Annotated in this window: 21 protein-coding genes; 15 read left to right on the forward strand and 6 right to left on the reverse strand. The window is 41.6% G+C overall.

What is annotated here, in order from left to right; translation table 11 throughout:
- Window positions 1-10: 10 nt before the first annotated feature.
- From I588_RS05025 to I588_RS05050, 6 genes are all read left to right on the forward strand, one after another.
- Window positions 11-1207: a mannitol dehydrogenase family protein gene (locus I588_RS05025; protein WP_010757864.1), complete on the forward strand. Its 1197-nt coding sequence runs from the start codon at window positions 11-13 to the stop codon at window positions 1205-1207.
- Window positions 1200-2333, forward strand: a complete 1134-nt coding sequence (locus I588_RS05030) for a mannitol dehydrogenase family protein (protein ID WP_010757865.1) — start codon at window positions 1200-1202, stop codon at window positions 2331-2333. Before I588_RS05025 ends, I588_RS05030 begins: the two co-directional genes overlap by 8 nt.
- A 13-nt stretch (window positions 2334-2346) precedes the next feature.
- Entirely contained in the window at window positions 2347-2784 is a 438-nt protein-coding gene (locus I588_RS05035; protein WP_010757866.1) for a PTS sugar transporter subunit IIA, read from the forward strand.
- On the forward strand, window positions 2781-3437 hold the full coding sequence (locus I588_RS05040; protein WP_010757867.1) for a ribulose-phosphate 3-epimerase: 657 nt from the start codon (window positions 2781-2783) through the stop codon (window positions 3435-3437). The genes I588_RS05035 and I588_RS05040 overlap by 4 nt, the downstream gene beginning before the upstream one ends.
- Window positions 3438-4084: 647 nt before the next feature.
- Window positions 4085-4444: a potassium channel family protein gene (locus tag I588_RS05045; RefSeq protein WP_010757868.1), complete on the forward strand. Its 360-nt coding sequence runs from the start codon at window positions 4085-4087 to the stop codon at window positions 4442-4444.
- Window positions 4444-5673, forward strand: a complete 1230-nt coding sequence (locus tag I588_RS05050; RefSeq protein WP_010757869.1) for a chloride channel protein — start codon at window positions 4444-4446, stop codon at window positions 5671-5673. Before I588_RS05045 ends, I588_RS05050 begins: the two co-directional genes overlap by 1 nt.
- A gap of 157 nt (window positions 5674-5830) precedes the next feature.
- On the opposite strand, the gene I588_RS28160 is transcribed toward I588_RS05050, so the two are convergent.
- The 6 genes from I588_RS28160 to I588_RS05075 form a co-directional block, all read right to left on the reverse strand.
- Window positions 5831-5911, reverse strand: coding sequence for a putative holin-like toxin (locus I588_RS28160; RefSeq protein ID WP_425387100.1), 81 nt, complete (start codon window positions 5909-5911; stop codon window positions 5831-5833).
- Between the two features lie 125 nt (window positions 5912-6036).
- On the reverse strand, window positions 6037-6693 hold the full coding sequence (locus I588_RS26750) for a DUF2922 domain-containing protein (RefSeq protein WP_010757870.1): 657 nt from the start codon (window positions 6691-6693) through the stop codon (window positions 6037-6039).
- A gap of 27 nt (window positions 6694-6720) precedes the next feature.
- On the reverse strand, window positions 6721-7104 hold the full coding sequence (locus I588_RS05060; RefSeq protein ID WP_010757871.1) for a hypothetical protein: 384 nt from the start codon (window positions 7102-7104) through the stop codon (window positions 6721-6723).
- 64 nt (window positions 7105-7168) lie between these two features.
- Window positions 7169-7387, reverse strand: a complete 219-nt coding sequence (locus tag I588_RS05065) for a DUF2922 family protein (protein ID WP_010757872.1) — start codon at window positions 7385-7387, stop codon at window positions 7169-7171.
- Window positions 7388-7400: 13 nt separating this feature from the next.
- Complete coding sequence (locus I588_RS05070; protein WP_010755656.1) at window positions 7401-7607, reverse strand: DUF1659 domain-containing protein; 207 nt, start codon at window positions 7605-7607, stop codon at window positions 7401-7403.
- Window positions 7608-8034: 427 nt separating this feature from the next.
- Window positions 8035-8787, reverse strand: coding sequence for a hypothetical protein (locus I588_RS05075; protein ID WP_010757873.1), 753 nt, complete (start codon window positions 8785-8787; stop codon window positions 8035-8037).
- 523 nt (window positions 8788-9310) lie between these two features.
- Between I588_RS05075 and I588_RS05080 the strand changes: the two genes are divergently transcribed.
- The 9 genes from I588_RS05080 (at window position 9311) to I588_RS26755 (ending at window position 24676) form a co-directional block, all read left to right on the forward strand.
- A complete protein-coding gene (locus tag I588_RS05080; RefSeq protein WP_010757874.1) occupies window positions 9311-10420 on the forward strand; it encodes a tyrosine-type recombinase/integrase in 1110 nt (369 codons plus the stop codon).
- Window positions 10421-10881: 461 nt separating this feature from the next.
- A complete protein-coding gene (locus I588_RS05085) occupies window positions 10882-11295 on the forward strand; it encodes a DUF1149 family protein (protein WP_010757875.1) in 414 nt (137 codons plus the stop codon).
- A gap of 71 nt (window positions 11296-11366) precedes the next feature.
- Complete coding sequence (locus I588_RS05090; RefSeq protein WP_010757876.1) at window positions 11367-13004, forward strand: glucosaminidase domain-containing protein; 1638 nt, start codon at window positions 11367-11369, stop codon at window positions 13002-13004.
- 10 nt (window positions 13005-13014) lie between these two features.
- Complete coding sequence (locus tag I588_RS05095; RefSeq protein ID WP_010757877.1) at window positions 13015-13833, forward strand: DivIVA domain-containing protein; 819 nt, start codon at window positions 13015-13017, stop codon at window positions 13831-13833.
- Between the two features lie 14 nt (window positions 13834-13847).
- Complete coding sequence (locus tag I588_RS05100) at window positions 13848-14687, forward strand: DivIVA domain-containing protein (protein ID WP_010757878.1); 840 nt, start codon at window positions 13848-13850, stop codon at window positions 14685-14687.
- Window positions 14688-14861, forward strand: a complete 174-nt coding sequence (locus I588_RS27555; protein ID WP_010757879.1) for a hypothetical protein — start codon at window positions 14688-14690, stop codon at window positions 14859-14861.
- Window positions 14858-15172: a hypothetical protein gene (locus I588_RS05105; RefSeq protein ID WP_010757880.1), complete on the forward strand. Its 315-nt coding sequence runs from the start codon at window positions 14858-14860 to the stop codon at window positions 15170-15172. Before I588_RS27555 ends, I588_RS05105 begins: the two co-directional genes overlap by 4 nt.
- A 40-nt stretch (window positions 15173-15212) precedes the next feature.
- Window positions 15213-16862 carry a hypothetical protein gene (locus tag I588_RS05110; RefSeq protein ID WP_010757881.1) on the forward strand — a complete coding sequence of 550 codons (1650 nt, stop codon included), beginning with the start codon at window positions 15213-15215 and terminating at the stop codon, window positions 16860-16862.
- 50 nt (window positions 16863-16912) lie between these two features.
- A complete protein-coding gene (locus I588_RS26755; protein WP_016250034.1) occupies window positions 16913-24676 on the forward strand; it encodes an LPXTG cell wall anchor domain-containing protein in 7764 nt (2587 codons plus the stop codon).
- Window positions 24677-24679 lie beyond the last annotated feature (3 nt).

Here is a 24679-nt window from a genome sequence, read left to right on the forward strand (position 1 = left end):
GGAACGGTTGATGAAGGCAATTATTATAGGGGCAGGTAGAATAGGAAGAGGATTTGTGGCATCGCTATTAAAACACAATCAAGTGGAGCTGACTTTTTTTGATGTGAATCCATCAGTGGTGGAGCAGCTAAATGAGTATAAAAAGTACACGGTTCATGTTCTGGGAAACCCAGAAAAGGATACGGTTATCGATAATTATCAGGCATATTTACTCTCTGACAAGGAACGATTGGTCACAGAATTAGTAGAATCAGCTTTTGTTTTCACCTCAGTAGGAGGTAAAAACTTGGCAAGTGTAGGAGAAAAAATTTCAGAAGCTTACCATGAACTGTATCAACAAAATCAGCTTCCTAAAAATGTGTTTATCACCTGTGAGAATTGGCTCACGCCAGCGGAGGAGCTTCGCGAAGCGATTCTTAATGGGTTATCTGAAGAGGAGCAAAATAAATTTGACGACGGAAATGATGTCAGTCAAGCCGTCATTCGAGCTTCAGGAACCTCAGCTCCATCTGATTTTGATTTAAAAAATCAGATGGATACCTGGGTGCAGGATTATTGGGAGATTCCCGTTGATCAAGCGCGAATAACGGTCAATCAGCTGCCTGACTGGCAATATTTTAAGTTTGATCCGCAATTTGGCAAGATGCTGTACCAAAAAATTTACACCAACAATACAAGTGTCGCCTTAATTGCTTATTTAGGTTCGCTAAAAGGGTATACACTATTAAGTGATGCAGCGAATGATCCCGAGATAGTAGAACTCCTTGATCAAGGATACGATGAGATCAATCGAGCGTTAATCGCTCAGCTGCAGGTATCAGAGGAGAGTCAGCTGGAATTTTCGCGGATCGCTAAAGAAAAATACCAAAGTCGAACAATCATTGATGACGTGGATCGTATTGCTAGAGATCCGATTCGCAAGTTATCGCCTACCGATCGCTTAATCGGCCCTGCGAAGATGGCCTTAGACTCTGGGTTTGAGCCTAGGGCACTGGCTAAAGCAATCGCAGCTGCGCTTTACTATGATAACAAGGAAGATCAGCTATCTGTGAAACTGCAGGAAATGAGAGCAGCAAAAGGGGATATCAAAACGTTGGAAGAACTGTCTGGCTTAAAAGAAAATGACCCTTTATTAAAGTTAGTACTTGCAGCGATTGAGGAACTGAAAGAAAAAGAATGGATAAAGCAGGTGAATGAAGATGAATAAAGTAGTCATTTTTGGTGCAGGTCAGACAGGTAGAGGCTACACCGCACGATATTTAGCTGAGAAAAACGTAGAAATTGCCTTCGTTGATCAGGATAAGGAACTGATCCAGCGAATCAACCAAGATCGTTTTTTCTCCATTCATTTTTACAATAAAGATCGCACCCCTTTTATTGTAGAAAAGATTAAAGGGTATCATGTGGAGGATGATTTATCCGAAATTTTAGCAACAGCAGATATTATTTTTACTGCGGTAGGGGAGCAAAACTTAAAAGCAGTTGCCACAACAATCCGAAAAAATTGGCAGTCGGACAGCCATTTACCACAACTATTAACCTGTGAGAACGGTATTAACCCGGGAAAGGTGCTCCACGAAGCATTAGTAGAAGCATTTGGAAAGGATTTGAAGGTGAATGTTTCGCAAACAGCGGTATTTTGTTCAACAATCAATCTAGAACAAACGCGGTTGGATATCTTGTCGCAAAATATCACGCATTTCCCTTATGATACCGATCATTTTGATGGAGAGCTTGATTTTAACGGAGCGGAAAAGATCCATGATTTTGAAAACTATTTAAAACGTAAAATTTATACGTATAATTGTTTTGCTGGGATCATAAGCTATTTAGGGTATCTCAAAGGCTACGAATTATTTGGTGATGCCGCAAATGACCCTGAGATTTTGACAATGATCGATCAACTTCAGGAAAGCTTAAATCCTAGCTTGGCAAAATATTTTAACATTCCCTTAGAGGAGCAGAAAGACTTTTCTGACAAAGCGATGACTAAGTTTAAGGATCGGGCAATTATCGATTTCTGTATCAAAAACGGCCGGGCAGCCAAACGCAAGCTTGGCAAGACAGAACGCATCTATGCACCATATACCATCATTAGACAAAATGATTTAGATACAGAGATTTTACCTTTTAATGCAGCTGCGGCACTGGTCTATTGGGAAGAATTACAAGGCATCACAGAACCTGAACTGCCTAGTGACCACCGAAAATTGCTGGCTGAGCTGTTAGAAATTAACGAAGATGCACCTTATATAGAAAAGACCCTGTATTATTATCAAAAAATCAAAAAGAATCGAGAAGCTATTCAATTGCTAAATTTATTGAATAAATAAGGGAGTGAGAAGATTGATTGATATTGTCGTTGCTACACATGGACCGCTAAGTAAAGCTTTTGAAGAAACAGTAGCTCTCATTGTCGGAGATGCAACCCCCATCAACTATGTTGGTTTCTTTCATGGAGATGATGTAGAGCATTTAGAACAAGAAATTCAATCGAAAATTTTTACTTCTTTAGAGCAAAAAAGACAAGTTCTAGTTTTTATTGACCTGCTGGGGGGCAGTCCATCGAATCGGAGTGCGTTAATTCTAAATAAATTAAACGAGAAGACTCCCCATGTCGAGTTCATAACTGGTGTGAATCTCCCCATGTTAATAGAGGCTGTCGTAAATCGCCAGACAGCCGGAAGTGTTCAAGAACTTAAAGAACAGGCGATCACCGCAGGCAGAGCAGGTATTACCGACTTGAAGCAAATATTTAATGTGATTGGAGGAGATCCGTCGTGAAATTGTTGCCTTCGTTGATGTGCCTCGATTTTTCTCAGGTTGATTCGGAAATTAAAAAGCTAGATGAAGCAGGTGTCGATGGCTACCACATTGATGTGATAGATGGACATTTCGTCAAAACCTTTGGATTAGGACAGCAGGATATTCAAGCGGTCAAAAGAGTTTCCAAAAAACCACTAGATGTCCACTTAATGACCGATGCCCCTTATCAGTTTATCGATTATTTCGACTTGGTCCCCGGTGACATGGTTCATATCCATCCAGAGGTAGATCCCGAACCAAGTAAAACCATTCAAAAATTAAAAGAAAAAGGGCTTAAAGCAAGCATTGTTTTAAGTCCAAGCACTGCTATTTGTACCGTTCAAGAGCTGTTGCCAATTGTTGATGCCGTTCTAGTAATGACGGTTAATTTAGGCTTTGCTGGACAAAAATATCTTGATTTTGTCGATGCAAAAATTCAACAGCTGGCTGATTTAAGAGAGGAAAAAAACTATTCCTTTGAAATCTATACAGATGGGGCAATATCACCGGATAAGATAAAGAACCAGCTTAAAATGAGTGTTGATGGCTTTGTCCTTGGAACCTCTGCTTTATTTAAAAAAGAGGAGACTTACGATAATCTAGTTAAATCCTTGAGAAGCTTAAACGGATAACGCTACTGTTCCTAAGGTTGCTTTTAGCTTTTGACCTTTTAAAGCAATTACGGTTTCTTGTTGAAAAAACTCATAAAACGATTGACCACACTAAAAACTATGCAAGAAAGTAGTCCATTAGCTGAAAATAAAGGTTAGACATTACGGCTCTAAGGAAATTAGCAAGTTCCTTGAGTCGTTTTTTTGGTTGAAAAATTTCAAATTTGAATCAAAAAAATAAAGAGACTAAGGTCAGCGGATTCAACAGTAAACCAAACCCAATTCGCTCGTTAAGCCAACTCCTTATTTTACTTTTCATTTCAAAAAATCCTAATTTCACTTAATAACTGCAATCTAACTTATCCTTTTTGTTCTATCGACGGTATTGGCTGATAAAACACACATCCTCGAAGATCAGGAAGCTTTTTGATTCCCTGTTTTTGAATTATTTTTGTAAAACTTATTGGTAGTCCCCTACGTTTTACAGCTTGGAAAAATTTCAGGAATAGATTCGACCAATTGACAATTGCTATAGAGACTTTTCAGCTAGAAAAATTCATTATTGGAGCTGTTCTTTGGTATAAGGGCTTAGTTTTTAATGCAAATGCAGGGCGTATCCATTAAACTGTTAAGTAAAGATGTTCTCGTGTTTAGAAGGGATTGATTAGGTGATTGGCTTTATTTTATTGTTTAGAAATATGTGGCACATTTTGAAAATACTCTTTAAGCAAGAAGAACAAAAAACGATCATGATTGCTTTGGTGGTGATCTTAACGATTGGTACGTTCTTTTACCACAATGTGGAGGCTATGTCGTATCTAGATGCACTTTATTTTTCTGTGATGACCTTGGCAACTGTTGGTTACGGGGACTTGGCACCTACTACTGCCTTAGGTAAGTTATTTTCTATTTTTTATGTGTTGATTGGTGTTGGACTGCTATCGGCGGTCATCGTCAATATGAATCGGGCATTAATGGAATACCATAAAACCAAGCCGCATCATTTGCGAAAAAAGGAGCTGCCATAATGCGTTTTCCAAGTATATTTCTAGTTTATTGCGGGTTCATGGGTTTTATGGTTGGTGTTTTATCTGCGCTGTTTTTAACAACGGTTAATTTTTTCATCCATGGTATTTGGACAGTTATTCCTACTTACTTTGCATTGGGAAGGTATTACCCCTTACTTGCTGGAATTGTTGGGGGACTATTAGTAGGGCTGCTGCAAACAAAAGTTGGCGATTATCCAAAAACGATGCACGAAACACTTCATGAATTCAAAACCAATAAGACAGTCCCTTACAAGCATCGACTGCTCCCTAGTTTCATCTCGGCGCTTGTCGTTTTAATGTTTGGAGCAAGCTTAGGACCAGAGGCAGCCTTGGCGAGTATTTTGGGCGGCTTGATCAGCTGGCTAGGGAATCAAATGAAATGGACCTTAGCTAGAAAAGAAGAATTGCTGGAATTAAGTATGGGTGCCATGGTAGCGGCTGTTTTTCGGGCACCATTGGCTGGATTAGCCGATCCCCTTGACCAAAAATTGCATAACGGAGTCATCAAGGTCAAATGGAAAAAGCTGGTGCTATATGGATGGACAACTATTTTCGGATTGCTGGGCTACCTGGTCGTTCAACAGCTGTTTCCAGCAGAAACAATTTTTGCTCTGCATCTTCCGGTGATTAACTGGGATATTCGTGCTCTGCTGCTGATTTTACCAGCGTTTATTTTAGGAACTGCTTTTGGCTATGCCTTTTTAGTAATGGAAAAAATTAGCGACTCACTTGCATTGAAGCTGACCAGTCACTATCAACGGGCAATAATAAGCGGTATCCTAATCGGTCTTTTTGGCATGTTATCGCCGTATTTTCTATTTTCAGGGGAGCACCAATTAATGTCCCTGTCTCAAGATTATTCAAAAATCGGTACACTTGCTCTAGTTCTTTTAGCTTTGGGGAAAGCCTTTTTGACGAATGCTTGTTTTGCGGCAGGTTGGCGAGGCGGGAAAATTTTTCCAGCTATTTTTGCCAGTGTTGCCATCGGTTGTGCACTAGCAAATCTCTTTCCTTTTATGCCCGGGTTGCTTGTGGGCATCACCGTAGCAGCCAGCGTGACGGTTATTTTACAACAGCCCATTGCGACGGCGGCTTTGCTGCTGTTTTTACTGCCCGTCCAGCTTTTTCCGGCAGTTCTCTTGTCCTGCTTAGGTGCTCACTGGGTAAGTAAAGGACTTTCGCAAAAATTTCCTGTAGGCGGTGATTGAGCTTAAAGCGGAGTGTTCGAAAGCTATGTTGATGCCTTTTTTATGTGCAGGTAAGCAGTATTCGATTTTCAAGGATCAAAGCCTCTACTCAGATCAGAGGTGCCGCGCGCTGGCACCTCAGTAGCACTGTTTAAGACAGTGACTGTGAGAGTAGAAACTATTTCTTCTGGTGTCGATCAAGGGTAATGATCAAGGTCGCAAAGGCAATTGCCAATGTCAACGCCTGATACACAGTCATGGCGGGTGTTCCTTTCCTAGGATGAACATAGCAGCATCACTCCTTTCTTAGAGTTCAGCCACCGCCAGAAACACTGCTAAATGCGGCATCACCCCCTTTACGACAGCTCAGATTAGGGAGAAGACTTAGCGTTTCTTCTTCGTCTTCTTTTTCTTCTTGGCTTCATGAAAGGCTCGGACACGGTCGATCTGAGCCTTCCTTGGATTGACCGGTTTATCCGGGACTTCGGGTTCTTCTGATTTAGCGGCGTCAAGCAGTTGTTTAGCCGAATCATTTGGCAGCTTCTTCGCTTTTATTTCTTCAGGAACAGCTGCTGTTGGAACAGAGACTTTTGCCGGACTAGCGGCTGGAACGGTTTTCTTTACATCTGCCTCTAATTTTTCTTCTATTGAAACAGGGACGACTGGCTTTTGTTCTGCTGGTTTAACTGCTTCTACTGGTTTTACAGTCTTTTCTTCCTTCACTTCAGTAACTTCTTCAGAGACTTGGGGTACTGCTTCGGTAATAAATTGTGGTGCGAACACGTTGTTAGGATCTGCTACATAAGCTTGTGGGTCTGGTTTTGATAAATCGAACAATGGTGTTTCAATGGTTTCGACGAATTTAGCAGAAACCACCTTTTGGAATTGCTTCACATTGTCTTTCTCAAATAATTTTAGGGTAGTTAAGGTTTCTAAGGATGTACGAATTTCCTCAGGTGTTAGATTTGGGTTGGGTTCATTGTAGGACCAAGGATGTCTTTTCCCCAGTTCATCTTCAAATGACGCTTTTAGTTTTAACATACATATCTCTCCTCGTTTTTATTTTATTCAGGAGCTTTCCGCTGCAGTCGGAACGGCTCCAAGGGTAATGGCTTCAGTAACTTCAACTAATTCAGTGGCAACAGGTTCAGTGGGGAAACACCGAGCAGACAGCTTTTTCCACTCATCTTGGGTGAAATAGTCCGCAAAGAAAAAGAAATAGCGGCGAAGGGCTCGGTTAATCGTGGCCTTGGCAAACAAATGCCGTACCAATTCTTTCATGAATAAATTAAAGCTCGTATCCCCTAGCTGATAACGGACTTTTGCGGCTAATAATACTTGAATCGTTGTCCCGCTGTCTTGTGTTTGTTGATAAAACGTTAGAATCGCTTCCTCCAATCTTTCTTTTTTTGAATGAAACAGCTGATGAGGGGTAAAGGGCTGCTCTGACATCGATTTTCCTCCTTAAGCTCCCGCAGGACTCAGACTGCGGGGGCTATTTTTTTGATTTTAGTGACTAAAAAATAGTTGTTTCTTGGGTGGTGATAAATTCAGCGCTTTGCAACGCCGCAAACTGACGAATGCCATGCTTTTGAAATAGGTTCAGCTGGGTCAATCTTGCCAGCGTTGCTTTGATTTCTTCCGGTGTCTTATCGGTGTTGGGTGACTCATAACTCCACACTTGATTTTTTCCATTTTCTGTTTGGAAGACAGCGACTAATTTTGTTGTGGGCATAGGCTCCTCCTTTTTAATGGGTAACACGAGTTTGATTGGTGACAATCACACTATCCAATGAGCTGCCATCAGGTGCCAGATCCGCCATCACTTCGCCTAAAGCTAAGATGTCGGCTTCCGCTGGATTATTGACGATATTGCTGAAATTCACTTTCTTTTGTTTGTCTTCGCCAGCTTGTTCAATTTGGACTTGCAATTTGGTTCCTAAAAGTTGGATCATTTTTCGTTCCTCCTGTGTTGTTGTTTTATTTTTCGCTTTTGTTTCCCGGCCGGTGACTAAACAATAAATAATTTTCCAAAAAAAAGCTATAGGAACCAGAGAGCAAAAACAGGGATTAAACGACCTTTTGAAAAAACTAAAACCTTGATATAATAGGCTTTTGATTTTTTAACAAGCAAAAAAAGGGCCTCTAGTACCAGAAAAGTTTTTTTAAGCCGGGTTTATCCTTTTTACTGAAAAAGTCAGATAAAGGCTGGTATAACAATAAAAAATGGATTAGGAAAATTCTTGAAAAAAATAAAAAATAACAGAATGAGAAAAGAAAAGGGGCAAACGAATAGGCAGCTTCGCCTGAGGATAGGAAAACTGCCTGCTTTTTCTAGTTATTTAATTTTGGATAGATGGATTATTTCTCCAGAGGGCGTATCTAAAAATGATAAAACGATTGTGTTTCCTCAAGATATTGAGTAGTCCAGCGCTGCGAATACTGATGATAGTAAATACCAGATTCGAAAGGAAACTGTTGCAGCACTTTCTGCTTACTTAGCTGAAGGCCAAACGGGGTGTCTGGCACCTGTACATAGTCTAGAGGGGTTCCGTAACGAGAGCGTTTGGTTGGCCAAGGCAGATCCCGTTCCGAGCAGGCAAAAGCTAAGGCAGCATTGGCCGCATATTTCAGAATGGTTTTCTCGCGGATGGTGACACTTGTCCCTGGACCGGTGGCCATTTTGATGTAGGTTCGGCCGGACTCCTCCCAAACCTCATCAATAGATAAAGGATTGATCCAAATAGTATGCTCAATGGTCGTTAAAGGAAAGAGCACATACAGCGCATTGACCATCGGATGTAAACGAGTTTGAAAAACGTTTAAATGTTGGTGTAAATAATTAAATACCTGACTGGTAAGAGGGTAATCATAGAAGGTTAAGGCTTCTTCCTTTCGACGTAAGGTTGTTAACGTCTTAAACGGAGAATGATAGCACTGATCATCATCATAAAAGGTGAGGGTCTCATTTCTACCAGGAACAGGCAGGACGAGATGAGTCTGCATAATATCCAACGCAGGATAGGCAGGCTGGGCACGACGTAATTCACGTTCCCAGGCAGGGGACCATTCCTGATAATTCATAAAAATATCGCTTTCATTTTTTCTTAATTCTTCAAATTCAACAGTTGACATTGAGTTTCACTCCGATCTTTCTCTAAGTTATACTTTTTCTACTTGTCCCGACATTTTTACAGGGACACTAATATATTAACTCAGGTGTCTACTTTTGTGTAGATACAAATAAATAAAGAACATGAGGTTGTAATAGTTGTAAACTGAAAAATTCACAAACTATTTTTTGTCATTCCTAATGAAAAATGCATTTTGATTATAATTAAATGAGAAAAATTTAAGGTAAATAGGCTATTTTAAGGTGAAGTAGTTATAAAAATGTATTGAATCCGAGGTGAATATGTCTTAGTCTTAACAAGACTAAGAGGTGCTGGAAAATCAAAACGAAATAAGTTGTAATAATTACTCTTGGCTAGATTAATTATAGAATATACATCTAAAATACGCAATATCTTTTAAAAAATTAATTAATATGGGTCGTTTTGTTTATTCTTAGAAAGAAACTAAATAAAGAATGGCGTTATAATAGGGTTCTCTATGTACCGTCAAAAATTCCGTCATTCTATAGAAAGGAAAAATAATAATGCGTAGAGGAGAAAACATTTATTGGAGGAAGGACAAGCGCTGGGAAGGAAGATATTGTGTTGGAAAAAAACCGAACGGCAGACCAAAATACCGTTCCGTGTACGGGAAATCCCTTCAGGAAGTCCGCCAGAAATTATACCCGCTGAAATTAAAGTATCAATTAATTAAAGAAACGCAGGGAGATGTGTGTCTCTTATTAGAAGATTGGGGCCAACAATGGCTAAATGAGGCCATGGAAAATGTGAAGCAATCAACCTATGCCAATTATCATCACAAGCTAACTCATTATGTCTTACCTGTTATTGGAAAATACGCATTAAATGAGCTAGATGAAGAAGTTGGTTTGAAACTGTTAGCGTCATTAAAACAACGGGAGTTGAAACCTTCAACGATCCAAGTCATTTTCCGAATTTTGAATCAATGTATTCACCAAGCAGTCAGTAAGAAGCTTTTAAAAGCCAATCCATTTACGACCATTAAATTGCCTAAAGTGGTGAAAAACAAGCATCAGGCATTGACGAAAAAAGAACAAAAATCGTTAGAGCAGGTGGCTTTAACAGAAAAAACCAGCAAAGGGTTACCTATTTTATTGGCTCTTCATGCTGGCTTAAGAATTGGAGAAACCTCCGCGTTAGCTTGGCGGGATATCGACTTTGATACCAATACCATTCATGTTCATTCGACCTTTCAACGGGTGTTTTCTGTGTTTGATCAGGACAGTAAAACGGAACTTATTCACACCAGCTCTAAAACAGAAGCTTCTGCTCGGTTTATTCCAATGAGCAATCTGTTGCGAGAAGTATTACTTAAGCATAAAGCAGATTCAACAGGAGAGTTTGTTTTTTCTACTAAAGAAAACCCGTCAGAGCCGCGTTTGTTAACTTATCATTTTCATAAACTGCGGGTAAAAGCCAAGCTGGAACACATCCATTTCCACCAGCTCCGCCATACATTTGCGACTCGCTGTATTGAAAGCAAAGGAGACATTAAAAGTGTTAGCCAGCTCATGGGCCACAGTTCGGCAAAGCTAACTTTAGACACCTATACCGATTCCATGTTGGAGCAGCGGATTAAAGTCGTTCAACAGATGGAACGAGCCATCAGCTAATAAAAATACTTACAAAAAGTAAGCTTTGAGGACTTATAGGGCAGGCTTATTTTGCCATTTTTAAGAAAGCGCTTACTATATTGATTTAAATAACTTCTTTCTTGGAATACTTACACTTAAGGCTTTTACTCCTCAAATGTCTCTTGAAAATAGCAATTATAGCGACTTTGTTTTTCTCATTATTTATTAATTTTTCTTCGTTTTTTTATTCACAAACTTTTTAAACCGTCAAAGACCGTCAGTTGGCGGTTTTTTGTTGGTTTCATTGAGTTTTCCAATAGTTTTCATAGTCTTGTTAAGACTATGAAAAAATATCAATTATAAAGTGATGAAAGGTGACGTTGCTTCAGCGCTCTTACTAAGAGCAGGTGGTTTTTCATCAGGTATTGTTAGCATAATAATTTGAATTTCAGTTAAATGATTAACTAAATTAACGAATAATAAAGCCAGGAGGACAGGCAATGGACGTTCACAGACGACAACCAGTAGTAGAAGCTTTTCATTACGATCGAGTACAGGAAGAGGCAAAAGAACAACTACTTAACTTAAGCGTTCTTCCTTTAGAAACAGAGCATCCAGAATCCTTGGAACGCCAAACAAGCACGATTGGAACTAGATTAGATTTCTCATTAACGGTTAATAAATTTAGGGTTTCTGGTGTCATAACCCAAATTATTCACATCAAGCAGAAACGTGTAGAAGCTCAAGAAGATCTGACTGAGGCTGAACTTGCGGAATTAGCCACCCCCTTATTAGCACTTGTACAGCGATTAACCTACGAAGTCAGTGAAATTTCCTTGAATGAACCTGGGACTTCTTTAGACTTTACTCAAATCAGCAAGCCACATGTAACTACAGATACATTAACTATATAGAAATAAAGCATGTTGTTCAAGCGCGCAGGTTCATTCGCAAGATGACTGAAAAATGATGGGAGAGAAATGACTTGATAAGAAACCAAAGATATCAGCAAATTTGGGAAAAAGAAATCTTTCGTTCACGGAGTAAACACCCGAAATTGAAGAAAGGCATCATCGGAACTACGACACTGTTGGGCTCTGCATCTATTGCCCTAAATAGTACTTCTATTATAACGCACGCAGCAGAGGAAACCGTGGTGACTGAAAACAAAGCAGATACATCGAAGACAACAACTACTTGTGTCGCTACCTTTGAATCTACAATGCCAGTTGGAACACAGGTAGCTGCTTCTCCGCAAAAAGAATTAACTGAAAAAGTGGAGACAAATGCAGTAGAAACAGCAGATACAAATACGGAAGAAGCAGAACCAGTAGTACCCGGTACAACGGAACAAGAAAATCCAACATCGAATCTTGGAGACGATGAAGAAACTCCTACTCCTGATGATAAAGATGAAGGAGAGCAGCCGATGCCTATTCCTAAACCAGAGGAAGAAAAGCCAGCTCCAATACCAGAACCAGAAAAACCAAAGCCTGAGCAACCAAAACCAGAACCGGAAGCTCCAAAGCCAGAAAAACCAGCTGAATCGGAAAAAGAGACTACAAAAGCTGAACCAGAATTTGAAGTGATTTACGTGCAACAGCCGGTTGAACAACCGGTACAAGAACCAGAACCTGAACCGATTGTTGTTCACTCACCCGAAAATGTTGTCCCGGTTGGCCCCCAACAGACGACAGTGAGTCATGGTTCTATCAAGTTTGATCGGAATCTAACAACGTCGGAGTTCATTGAAGAAATCGGGGAAGCCGCAAGAGAAGTCGGACAGGAACATGACTTGTATGCCTCAGTCATGATTGCTCAGGCCATTCTAGAATCCGGTTCTGGGGGCAGTCAATTGGCACAAGCGCCGAATTACAATTTATTCGGTATTAAGGGTGAACACGAAGGTAAGAGTGTCAGCTTTGCGACTCAAGAAGACACGGGCGGCGGTAATATGACTACCATTCAAGCCAGCTTCAGAGCCTATGACGATTATGAGGACTGTTTTGAGGATTATGCCAAGCTATTGAAAGAAGGGATTTCAGGTAACTCTGATTTTTATAAGGGTGCTTGGAAGACTACAACAGAGAATTATGAAGAGGCCACAGCCTTCTTAACTGGCAAGTATGCAACAGACACTTCTTACAACAAGAAACTGAATGGGCTAATTGAAACCTACAATTTAACCCAATACGATCATCCGAAAGAAGAGGGGACAGCAACTAATCAAGTAGCTTCATCTGGTTATTTGCTTCCCTTAAATGATTTCATTGTCTCCAGTTCTTTTGGGATGCGGGGCAGTGAATTCCATCGTGGGATTGACTTAGCAGCGGGTGAAGGGATGCCTATCTTTGCCAGTAAGAGCGGAACGGTCTTAATCGCAGAATACCATTATTCTTGGGGAAATTATGTCGTAATCCAACATGACAATGGTGAAGCAACCTTGTATGCGCACCAACGCAACTTTGCAGTCAATGCAGGCGAACGAGTGGAGCAAGGACAAATGATCGGCTTTGTTGGTTCAACCGGGAATAGTACCGGCAGCCATTTGCACTTTGAAGTGTGCTTAGATTCAACCTTAGCAGTGGAACGACTGGTTGATCCAGCAACAGTATTGTTTTAGGAGGAGTTCAATGAAATTTGATTCAGACAAGATTAAGAAAACCACGTTTCCTGTAGCATCCTTTTCCGGTTATCGGAAATATGATGTCGACGATTTCCTGCACTATGTAGCGAAGGATTATCGGCGTTTCGAGCAGGACAAGGAAGACCTGCAAGAAGACATCGAAATGATTGCCGCTCAACAAAAGAAGCAAGAGGACGAGTTCAGCAAGGAACGTTCTCGTTATGTGATTGAGCTGCATGAACAAAAGAAGCGGATGGAGGAATTAGAAGGGCGCTTAAAACAATTAATTTGTGAAAGGGAACAAGAGGCTACCAACAAGCAGACCAGCACTACCTTCCAAGAAGCCATTTTGATTTCACAAGAAACGGCCTTAGAAATTGAGCGAAGTGCCGAAAGAGAAGGTGCCAAGATCATTGAAGAGGCCCATGTCGAACGGGGCCGAATTATTAAAGAGGCGAAGGAAGAAAAGCAGACCATTTTAAACGAAGCCGAAGAGAAGCGTCACGTCATCGAGCAGCGGGCCGATCAACTCTTAACAGAAGCAGAGCAACGGAAACAAGAAGTAGAAGCCCATTGCCAACAAGAACTGATGAAGCTGGAACAAGAGAAAGAAGCGATGCTGCAGCAGGCCAAGCACGAATTAAATCTCTTAGCTGAAGAAATGGCACAGACTAAACAGGAAATTGAAGCTGCTAAACGGGAAGAAATCAATTTCCGTGACACGTTAATTTACGATTACAAAGCCGCCTTAGCTAAGCTCAACGACGTAAAATGGCAAAACTGGGAACGCGCATTTGAAGACCAGCTGCATCAAATCCAAGCATAGAGAGGAAGAAATCAATGAATTTTGAAGCAGTCGAGCTGCGTAAGCTCACCTTTAAGAGGAATGCCCTAGGTGGTTTTCGGCAAACGGATGTTAATGATTTTTTGCGGAATGTTGCCGATGATTATGAAACCTATGATGAACGAGTCCGACGATTGATTGAGGATAAGGAACGGATGGAAACAGAGCTAGCAGCAAAAGAAGCTGGTCATCAACGAAGAACCATACAATTAGAAAATGAAATTAATGAACTTCTGCAGACAATTAAAAATCTGGAAGTCGAACTCAATCAATTAAGAACCCAAAAAGCCGAGTGGGATCAATTTGAACAGCAGCATTTAGACTATCGGGACATTGCAAAAATGAAACGCATTGCTCAACAAACCTTGGAAGCAGCTGAGAAAGCCGCCAATAAATTATTGGAAGAAGCGGAACAAAAGAAAGCCGCCATTGTTGCAGCAGCTGAGCATCACAAGCAGTCTTTATTAACAGAAGCAGAAAAACAAAAGCAAGCATTAATGAATCAAGCAGAAGAAGAACGGCTGCAAAACCTTTTCAATAGTAAATTGGAAATCAGCACCTTGCAGAGAGAACAGGACGAACGAGCTGTCGAATTAGATGCACGACAACAGCTGTTAGAAGGCAAACAGCGGGAGTTACAGCAGCTGAGAGCAGACATTCATGAGGAAGTTAAAACCTTCGCTGGGATGATGACAGCGACCAGACAAGAAATCAGCCAAGAATATACTCACAGCATTGAGGCCCTGACGAAGAAAAACGAAGCGGTACGAAAGGAAACCACTATTCAACAACAACCAGTCATTCATGTGCTGGAACCGGAAAAAGAGGTTATGTAAGTGAAGAAAGAGGAGCCGCAGCTGACATCCATCTATGATCCTTTCGTGCTGCGTTATCTCACGCTGGTGAATAAATTCAATCACAAGGTTGTATTTCTCTATGACTTCAAGGAATACAAGACCCTCAAGGAGATCCTGTTGTTGGCGGATCGAGTGAAGGAGCTGAGGCGATGATGATGCAAGTGATTCAAACTGCATGGCTTTCCTCTATTAGTGTAGCAGCAGGTGCTGGTGGATTCAACTTTAGACGAATCCTTATCTCCCTCACCTTTACCATGATGGCAGTTCGTTATCTGCAAAATCGATGGAAGCATCGACAAATCACAGAAGAGGAAGAGATTCGGAAGATTGAAGCAACCTACGAAAAGGATGAGAATGGTTTTTACCCATGGGAAGTAGATACGGATGACAGCCCAAATCGGGTAACCCCAGAGAGTAAACCAATGGTGAATAGCTGGGGACCGAAACGCGGTCGTTGGCGATAAACAACGGCAAGAAGATTGTTGGAGAAGGGAACGTTTTTGAGTGGAGCAACAAGTAACGAAGCTGGAACGATTAGTCAAACAAGTGCCGATTGAGACAAATGAACGACACCTATTCTTATCTGTTTCCAAGGGCAATGAGCGAGCCAAGGTAAAAAATATCCGAACAGCAAACTTAGAGGGGTGTATCGATTGGTTAAAAAAAGAACTAGCAAAAGCCGATAGTAAGAAGCAGTACATTCGAGTAGACGTAGTCAAAACCATTGAAGAATGTAGCTATCTAGAATTAATGCGAAAGTTTTCCGTTGTTACGCGGAATAATTATTTTCGCAGAGGGATTGCTTTTGACAAGAAGTTCAACACAGCTTTTCTAGCAGAAGAATTGATGGGCAATGCACTAATTAAGCCTTCAGCCAATCACAAGGTAGGGTTCAATTCGCCAGAATTGTCTTTTGATCAGAAAAATATCGACAGCTACATGAAGAAAAAATACGGACAAACACTAAAGAACAAAATTCCCCAACGCAAATTCTATGTGTTTGATACCCAAGGGTATTACCTGGAAGAAGGCAATTGGTTAACCTTATCTACTCAACCTGATCAAGCAGGGATGCGTACCGTGGACTACAAGACATTGCCACCATCCATTGATTACACAATTGAACAGGGTGCCGCTTTTCTTCAACGACAAATACAGGATTCTGGGCAGTTCATTTACGGATACTATCCAACCTATGATTACCAGCTGACCGGCTACAATTCTGTGCGCCATTTTTCTAGTTTGTATGCCTTATTGGAAGCGCAGGAGTACTTGAAGCAAATGGAAGAATTGAAGGCTTCAGAACAAGGCTTGGATTGGGGATTATCCAATCTCACCATTCAGACAGACGATGCGTTGTATATCAAAGAAAAGGCTGCATCAGGAATTTCGGTCAAGCTGGGTGCGCAAGCCTTAGCCGTTTTAGCATTAGCGAAGTTTCAATTGATTACTGGGAATACCAAGTATGAAACAGCGATTAATCAATTGATTTTAGGCATGGAACGCCACTTTGTCGATGAAAAAGGTGAGACTACCCACATCTTAGATGAAAACCTTGAGACTAAGAAGAAGTTCAACATCATTTACTACGATGGAGAAGCTGTTTTCAGTATTTTGCGAGGCTATGCCATCACGAAAAATCCGCAGCATCTGGCATTAGCAAAAAAATTATTCGATCGCTTTGTAGCCAAAAACTATGAACGATACCACGATCACTGGTTGAGCTACGCCACCAATGAGATTTTGTTGTACCTAAAAGAACAAAAATACTACGAGTTTGGTTTAAAGAATGCCTTTGAGAATTTAAATTTTATCGAGCATCGCGATACCGCCTATCCAACGCTGTTGGAATTACTAATGGCAGCCATCAAAATGACGGATCAGTTGAAAGCATCCGATGACTATAAAAAGGGCAAGTTTACTCAATTTGTCTCAAAAACTGATTTCTGGCGCTTACAACAAGTGGCCATCAAACGAGCCGTAATCGAAATTGAAAAAGGGGTCATGCATCCTGAAATGGCGATGTTTATGAAACGGCCAGATAAAATCGTCAATGGCTTCTACACCAGACACGACAAATTCCGGATGCGGATTGATGATCAGGAACATTTCCTAAGCGGACTGATCAATTTCTATACCTATTTCTATAAATAACCACTAGATACAAAGGGAGAAAATAGCAAAAAAGGGGAGTTGCAAAACGTATGAGTAAGAGAAGGAAAATGGTTTATCGGCATGAGCCAATCAAGAAATACCGGATGCACAAGGTGAAAAAGAATTGGGTAGTTAAAGGCGGCGTTGCTGGGGCAATGTTGGTCAGTACGGTTGCAGTTCCGGCAAGTAATATGGTTGCTCATGCGACAGAGAATGAGGTAGCAGATGCCACGACTGGTGAAGAGATAGATACTATTGCCAGTAGTGATCCAGTGGAGGAAGTTGCGCCGCAGGGAGGAGAAGTTGCTGCATTAGGAACGGATGTCTCGCAACGACCACAGCTACAGGCGTCGGATAATCCAGAGGGTACGAAAACGTGGACTGCAAATGTTGACGATGAAGTAACCGTTTCGAATATACAAAGAATTAAGCAAAATGGTAGTCCTGCTGCATCAGCGTATACAATTGAAAAATATGATGCTGGAATTTCATTTGTAATTGATATTGATAATAGTCAGGGTGTTTTCAGTATTGGAGATAAAATTATTGTACCAATTACTGGAAATGGTACAGAAAATAATGGTTTACCTGTATTTAATCAACTTGCTGGTACTTTATCAGGGGTCGGTAATATTCGTTACGTTTCGGATAATGTGGGATTCGAACTCGTTATAACAGAAAATTTTACTAATAAAATTAGAGGAAATATGATAATGAGTGGGACAACGTGGGATTTTCCTAAGTTTTACAATGAAGTCACGGGGAAACTTGAATGCCATTCTATAGATATTTTTTTCCTAGATCAAAAAATAGAAACAATAACAACTACTTTTTCTAAAACAGCAACAGCCGCATCTAAAAGGAACTTGCTTTCTGGTACAGCGGCACGAGCGGATACAGTTAGATCCATACATGCTTATAACAATTGGGAAAAGCTAGCAAGTATAGTGAAAGGTTTAGAACCACTACCTGAGAAGGATTCATTAATTCAAATATCACGAGCAACTATAGAATCAAATTCCCCTATTTCCAGTTATGTTGGGGATGATAAGCAAGACAAAAATAATGAGAACTGGTTTATGCTAGCAGTACCTTCTCCTGATGGTTCAGGTAATCTTTTCACTTCTGTTGGAGTCAATAGTGGCTATGTATTACGTTACATCGATGTACCACAGGACGCGACTAACGAACAAATAACAGAAGCTCTGGAATTAGCAGGTCCAAATTCCTATACATCAACTAAAAATTCTGACGGAACATTTACTTTCGCAAGTAATACAGGGACAGGGAAAAATGGTGTTAAATTAGTCGATACGAATCAGTATAAAAATAGTGGAGCTACTACACCTGTTGAATATATTGAACAAAGAACTGGTTTAGTATATGAAGATGCAGAATTAATTAAAAAAATTAATGATGTCTATAGTAGTCAAACTTTAGCATACAATAACGAATTTTATATCTTTTTTGAAGATAGTTCTGTTTCTCATAAGATTACAACAGAATATACTGATTCTGAAGGAAATAGTTTTTCTAGATCTTCAACTTCCACTCCAAATGCGGTTACTATTGAGGAAAACTCCACCTTGAATATTAACTATCTTGAATCCGGAACTAATCGAGTGGTTCAAGCAGCAACTCAATTATCAGGTTTTAAAGATGAAACAGCAACAATATCTCCAGAAGATATTGATTTAACCACACTTGGTTACGATTTAGATTTAACTAATTTACCAGAAGGAGCAAGCACAACAGATGGTTCATTAACGTATATATTCCCAGAAGCGGGTACACCTAAGGAAATAACGTATTACTACACACCTCGGGAATATAAAACAGAAGTAAAATACTTATTTGACCCAGACGGAACTAGGACTAACATGACAGAGATCATTCCTAGTCAAAAACTATCTGGAACGACTGGTCAAGAAGAATACATCTTTTCAGAAGATTACCGCGATAAAGAATATGTCTTAGTTGAGCAACCGGACATGACTGTTACTTTTGGTCCAGATACAAAAGAATCCTATAATTTCATTTATCAGAAAGTCGGTAAACTAAGCTACGACACAACAGCCTATAAAGGACCAGCCAAAGATTTAACCCAAATGACCATCAATAGTGGGTCTTATACAATTAATGATGATTTAGAAACTGTAGAAAATATCAAACTAGTCGGCATACCAGATGGTTATCACTTAGAAGATGGGGATAAAACTTCTTATCATAATAATAGTGAGTTTAGTCCAGCAAATCCGGTAGAAAATACAACCCTCACGCTGGTACCAAACTTAGCAACTGTAAAGCACACATATGTAGATGATCAAGGAAAAGCATTGGAAGGAATCTCTACGATTGTAGACCCAAGTCTTGTAGGAAATGATATTGAAGACAAAGCGCAAGTAGTAACGGGCTATTATCTAACAGATAAAACCGTTACAGGGCATGAGTCAAGCGATACAAGTGGTTTAGGGAAAGTTGGCGCAACAGGTCAAGTAGAAGTCAAATATACCTATAAAGAAATGGGCAGTTATGTCTTTATAAATGAGGATGGTACAACTCCACCAGAGTCCATTAAATATGAGAACCATCCAACAGATCCTACACAAAAGAATCCAAATCAAGTGATTCCATATTTAGGAGAAGGGTATACAGCAGTCGATAGTGAAGGAACACCGTTGGAATGGGAGGACCCTGAAGATGAGACAAAAGGTTATAAAGCACCAAAAGTAACCTCGTTAGATGAAGACACTGAAATTAAGTACCAATTAAACGATGATGAAAGCGATTCGGATTCTGATAGTGACTCAGACTCGGATAGCGATTCAGATTCTGATAGTGATTCAGACTCGGACAGCGATTCAGATTCAGACAGTGATTCGGACTCAGACAGTGACTCAGATTCAGACAGTGATTCGGACTCGGATAGCGATTCAGATTCCGATAGCGACTCAGATTCGGACAGTGATTCAGATTCCGATAGTGACTCAGACTCGGATAGCGATTCAGACTCAGATAGTGATTCAGATTCTGATAGTGACTCGGACTCAGACAGCGACTCAGATTCAGACAGTGATTCGGATTCCGATAGTGATTCAGACTCAGACAGTGACTCAGATTCAGACAGTGATTCAGATTCCGATAGTGACTCAGACTCAGACAGCGATTCAGACTCAGATTCGGACAGTGATTCAGATTCCGATAGTGACTCAGACTCCGATAGCGACTCAGATTCAGACAGTGATTCGGACTCAGACAGCGATTCAGATTCCGATAGTGACTCGGATTCAGACAGCGACAGTGACTCAGATTCTGATAGTGATTCAGATTCGGACAGCGATTCGGACTCCGATAGTGACTCGGATTCAGACAGCGACAGTGACTCAGATTCTGATAGTGATTCAGATTCGGACTCGGATAGCGATTCAGATTCCGATAGTGATTCGGATTCGGATAGCGACTCAGATTCGGACAGCGATTCGGATTCCGATAGTGACTCAGATTCGGACAGCGATTCGGACTCTGATAGTGACTCAGATTCGGACAGCGATTCAGATTCCGATAGTGACTCAGATTCAGACAGCGATTCAGATTCCGATAGTGACTCGGATTCAGACAGTGATTCAGACTCAGACAGTGACTCAGATTCAGACAGTGATTCGGACTCAGACAGCGATTCAGATTCCGATAGTGACTCAGATTCAGACAGCGATTCAGATTCTGATAGTGACTCAGATTCAGACAGCGATTCAGATTCCGATAGCGATTCGGACTCAGACAGTGACTCAGATTCTGATAGTGATTCGGACTCAGACAGCGATTCAGATTCCGATAGCGATTCGGACTCAGACAGTGACTCAGATTCTGATAGTGATTCAGACTCGGACAGTGACTCGGATTCTGATAGTGATTCGGACTCAGACAGCGATTCAGATTCCGATAGTGATTCGGATTCGGACAGCGATTCGGACTCGGATAGCGACTCAGATTCAGACAGTGATTCGGACTCGGATAGCGATTCAGATTCCGATAGTGACTCAGACTCGGATAGCGACTCAGATTCGGACAGCGATTCAGATTCTGATAGCGATTCGGACTCGGATAGCGACTCAGATTCTGATAGTGATTCAGATTCAGATTCAGATTCCGATAGCGATTCAGACTCAGACAGTGACTCAGACTCGGACAGTGATTCGGACTCAGACAGCGATTCAGATTCCGATAGTGACTCAGATTCAGACAGCGATTCAGATTCTGATAGCGACTCGGACTCCGATAGTGATTCAGATTCAGACAGCGACTCAGACTCGGATAGTGACTCAGACTCGGATAGCGACTCAGATTCAGACAGTGACTCAGACTCGGATAGCGACTCAGATTCAGACAGTGATTCAGACTCAGACAGTGACTCAGATTCCGATAGCGATTCGGACTCGGATAGCGACTCGGACTCCGATAGTGATTCAGATTCAGACAGCGATTCGGACTCGGATAGTGACTCAGACTCGGACAGCGATTCAGATTCAGACAGTGATTCAGACTCAGACAGTGACTCAGATTCCGATAGCGATTCGGACTCGGATAGCGACTCGGATTCCGATAGTGATTCAGATTCCGATAGCGATTCGGACTCGGATAGCGACTCAGATTCTGATAGTGACTCAGACTCGGATAGCGACTCAGATTCTGATAGCGATTCAGACTCAGACAGTGACTCAGACTCGGACAGCGATTCGGACTCAGACAGCGATTCAGATTCCGATAGTGACTCAGATTCCGATAGCGACTCGGACTCCGATAGTGATTCAGATTCAGACAGCGACTCAGATTCAGACAGTGATTCGGACTCAGACAGCGACTCAGATTCAGACAGTGATTCAGACTCAGACAGTGACTCAGACTCGGATAGCGATTCAGATTCAGACAGTGATTCAGACTCAGACAGTGACTCAGATTCCGATAGCGATTCGGACTCGGATAGCGATTCGGACTCCGATAGTGATTCAGATTCAGACAGCGATTCAGATTCCGATAGTGATTCGGACTCAGACAGCGACAGTGATTCAGACTCCGATAGTGACTCAGACTCGGACAGTGATTCGGACTCAGACAGCGATTCAGATTCCGATAGTGACTCAGATTCAGACAGTGATTCGGACTCAGACAGCGATTCAGATTCCGATAGTGACTCAGATTCAGACAGCGATTCAGATTCCGATAGTGACTCAGATTCCGACAGCGATTCAGATTCTGATAGCGACTCGGACTCCGATAGTGATTCAGATTCAGACAGCGACTCAGACTCGGATAGTGACTCAGACTCGGATAGCGACTCAGATTCCGACAGTGATTCAGACTCAGACAGTGATTCGGACTCAGACTCGGATAGCGATTCAGATTCAGACAGTGATTCAGACTCAGACAGTGACTCAGATTCCGATAGTGATTCAGATTCGGACTCGGATAGCGACTCGGACTCCGATAGTGATTCAGATTCCGACAGCGATTCAGATTCCGATAGTGACTCAGATTCCGATAGTGATTCAGATTCGGACAGCGACTCAGATTCAGACAGTGATTCGGACTCAGACAGCGACTCAGATTCCGATAGTGATTCAGATTCGGACAGTGATTCAGATTCCGATAGCGATTCAGACTCGGATAGTGATTCAGATTCTGATAGTGATTCAGACTCAGACTCCGATAGTGACTCAGACTCGGACAGTGATTCAGACTCAGACAGCGATTCGGATTCCGACAGTGATTCAGACTCAGACAGTGACTCAGATTCTGATAGTGATTCGGATTCAGACAGTGACTCAGATTCTGATAGTGATTCAGACTCCGACAGTGACTCAGATTCCGACAGTGATTCGGACTCGGATAGTGACTCAGATTCCGACAGTGATTCGGACTCGGATAGTGATTCAGACTCTGATAGTGATTCAGACTCGGACAGTGATTCAGATTCGGACAGTGATTCAGATTCCGATAGTGACTCAGATTCGGACAGCGATTCGGACTCGGATAGTGACTCAGATTCTGATAGTGATTCAGACTCGGACAGTGATTCAGACTCAGACAGCGATTCGGATTCGGACAGTGATTCAGACTCCGACAGTGACTCAGATTCTGATAGTGATTCGGATTCAGACAGTGACTCAGATTCTGATAGTGATTCAGACTCCGACAGTGACTCAGATTCCGACAGTGATTCGGACTCGGATAGTGATTCAGACTCGGACAGTGATTCAGATTCGGACAGCGATTCAGATTCCGATAGTGACTCAGATTCGGACAGCGATTCGGACTCGGATAGTGATTCAGACTCCGACAGCGATTCGGATTCGGACAGTGATTCAGACTCCGACAGTGACTCAGATTCTGATAGTGATTCGGATTCAGACAGTGACTCAGATTCTGATAGTGATTCAGATTCCGATAGCGACTCAGATTCCGACAGTGATTCGGACTCAGACAGCGATTCAGATTCGGACAGCGATTCGGACTCGGACAGCGATTCCGATAGTGATTCGGACTCGGATAGTGATTCGGACTCGGATAGTGATTCAGACTCCGACAGTGACTCAGATTCCGATAGTGATTCAGACTCCGACAGTGACTCAGATTCCGATAGTGATTCGGACTCGGATAGTGATTCAGACTCGGATAGTGATTCAGACTCAGATAGCGATTCTGATTCCGATAGTGATTCGGACTCAGACAGCGACAGTGATTCCGATAGTGACTCGGATTCCGATAGCGATTCAGATTCCGACAGCGATTCAGATTCCGATAGTGACTCGGATTCAGACAGTGATTCAGATTCCGATAGTGACTCAGATTCAGACAGTGACTCAGATTCCGATAGTGATTCGGACTCAGACAGTGATTCGGACTCGGATAGCGATTCAGATTCCGATAGTGACTCAGACTCGGATAGCGACTCAGATTCCGATAGTGATTCAGACTCAGATAGCGACAGTGATTCCGATAGTGATTCGGACTCAGACAGCGACAGTGATTCCGATAGTGACTCAGATTCAGACAGCGATTCAGACTCAGACTCCGATAGTGATGCAGATGCTGATTACGATCATTGGGTGGTCAATCCACCAGCATTAAATCCTAATAAAGCTGGAGATACGATTATTTCTGGAAGTGTACCAAGTCAAAGCATGGATTATGATCGGACTTACACAGTGGATATCTATGTGAATGATCAATTGATCGTTAGTGGAATAGCGGTCGATCCAGGTGGAAACTTCTATTATGATTTAGCTGAAATTGCCAATGAATACGTAAGATTGACTGGAAGAGTGCTTGAAGAAGGCGATATTGTGACTGCTATTGTAAAAGGGCATCAAGAGGGTAAAGAAGACAAGGAAAGCCAAAGTTCAAGTATTGTAGTTCAAGGCGATTCTGAATCAGACTCGGATAGCGACTCAGATTCAGACAGTGATTCGGATTCCGATAGTGATTCAGACTCAGACAGTGATTCGGATTCCGATAGTGATTCAGACTCAGACTCGGATAGCGACTCAGATTCAGACAGTGATTCGGATTCGGACAGTGATTCGGATTCCGATAGTGACTCAGACAGCGATTCGGATTCAGATAAACCTAAAACACTTCCAGGCACAGGGACAAGCGGTTCATCAGGAAATTCTTTGAACAAAAAATCACTTCCTAGCACTGGTACAGAAGATAATCAACTGCTTTATTCTGTTGCTGGGTTAGGAATGGTTGGATTGGGGCTTACTTTCTATGACGTTTCGAATAAGAAAAAAAGAAGAAACGAGAAAACAGAATAAGTA

Origin of the sequence: Enterococcus pallens ATCC BAA-351 (assembly GCF_000407485.1) — a bacterium.
Lineage (GTDB): Bacteria > Bacillota > Bacilli > Lactobacillales > Enterococcaceae > Enterococcus_A > Enterococcus_A pallens.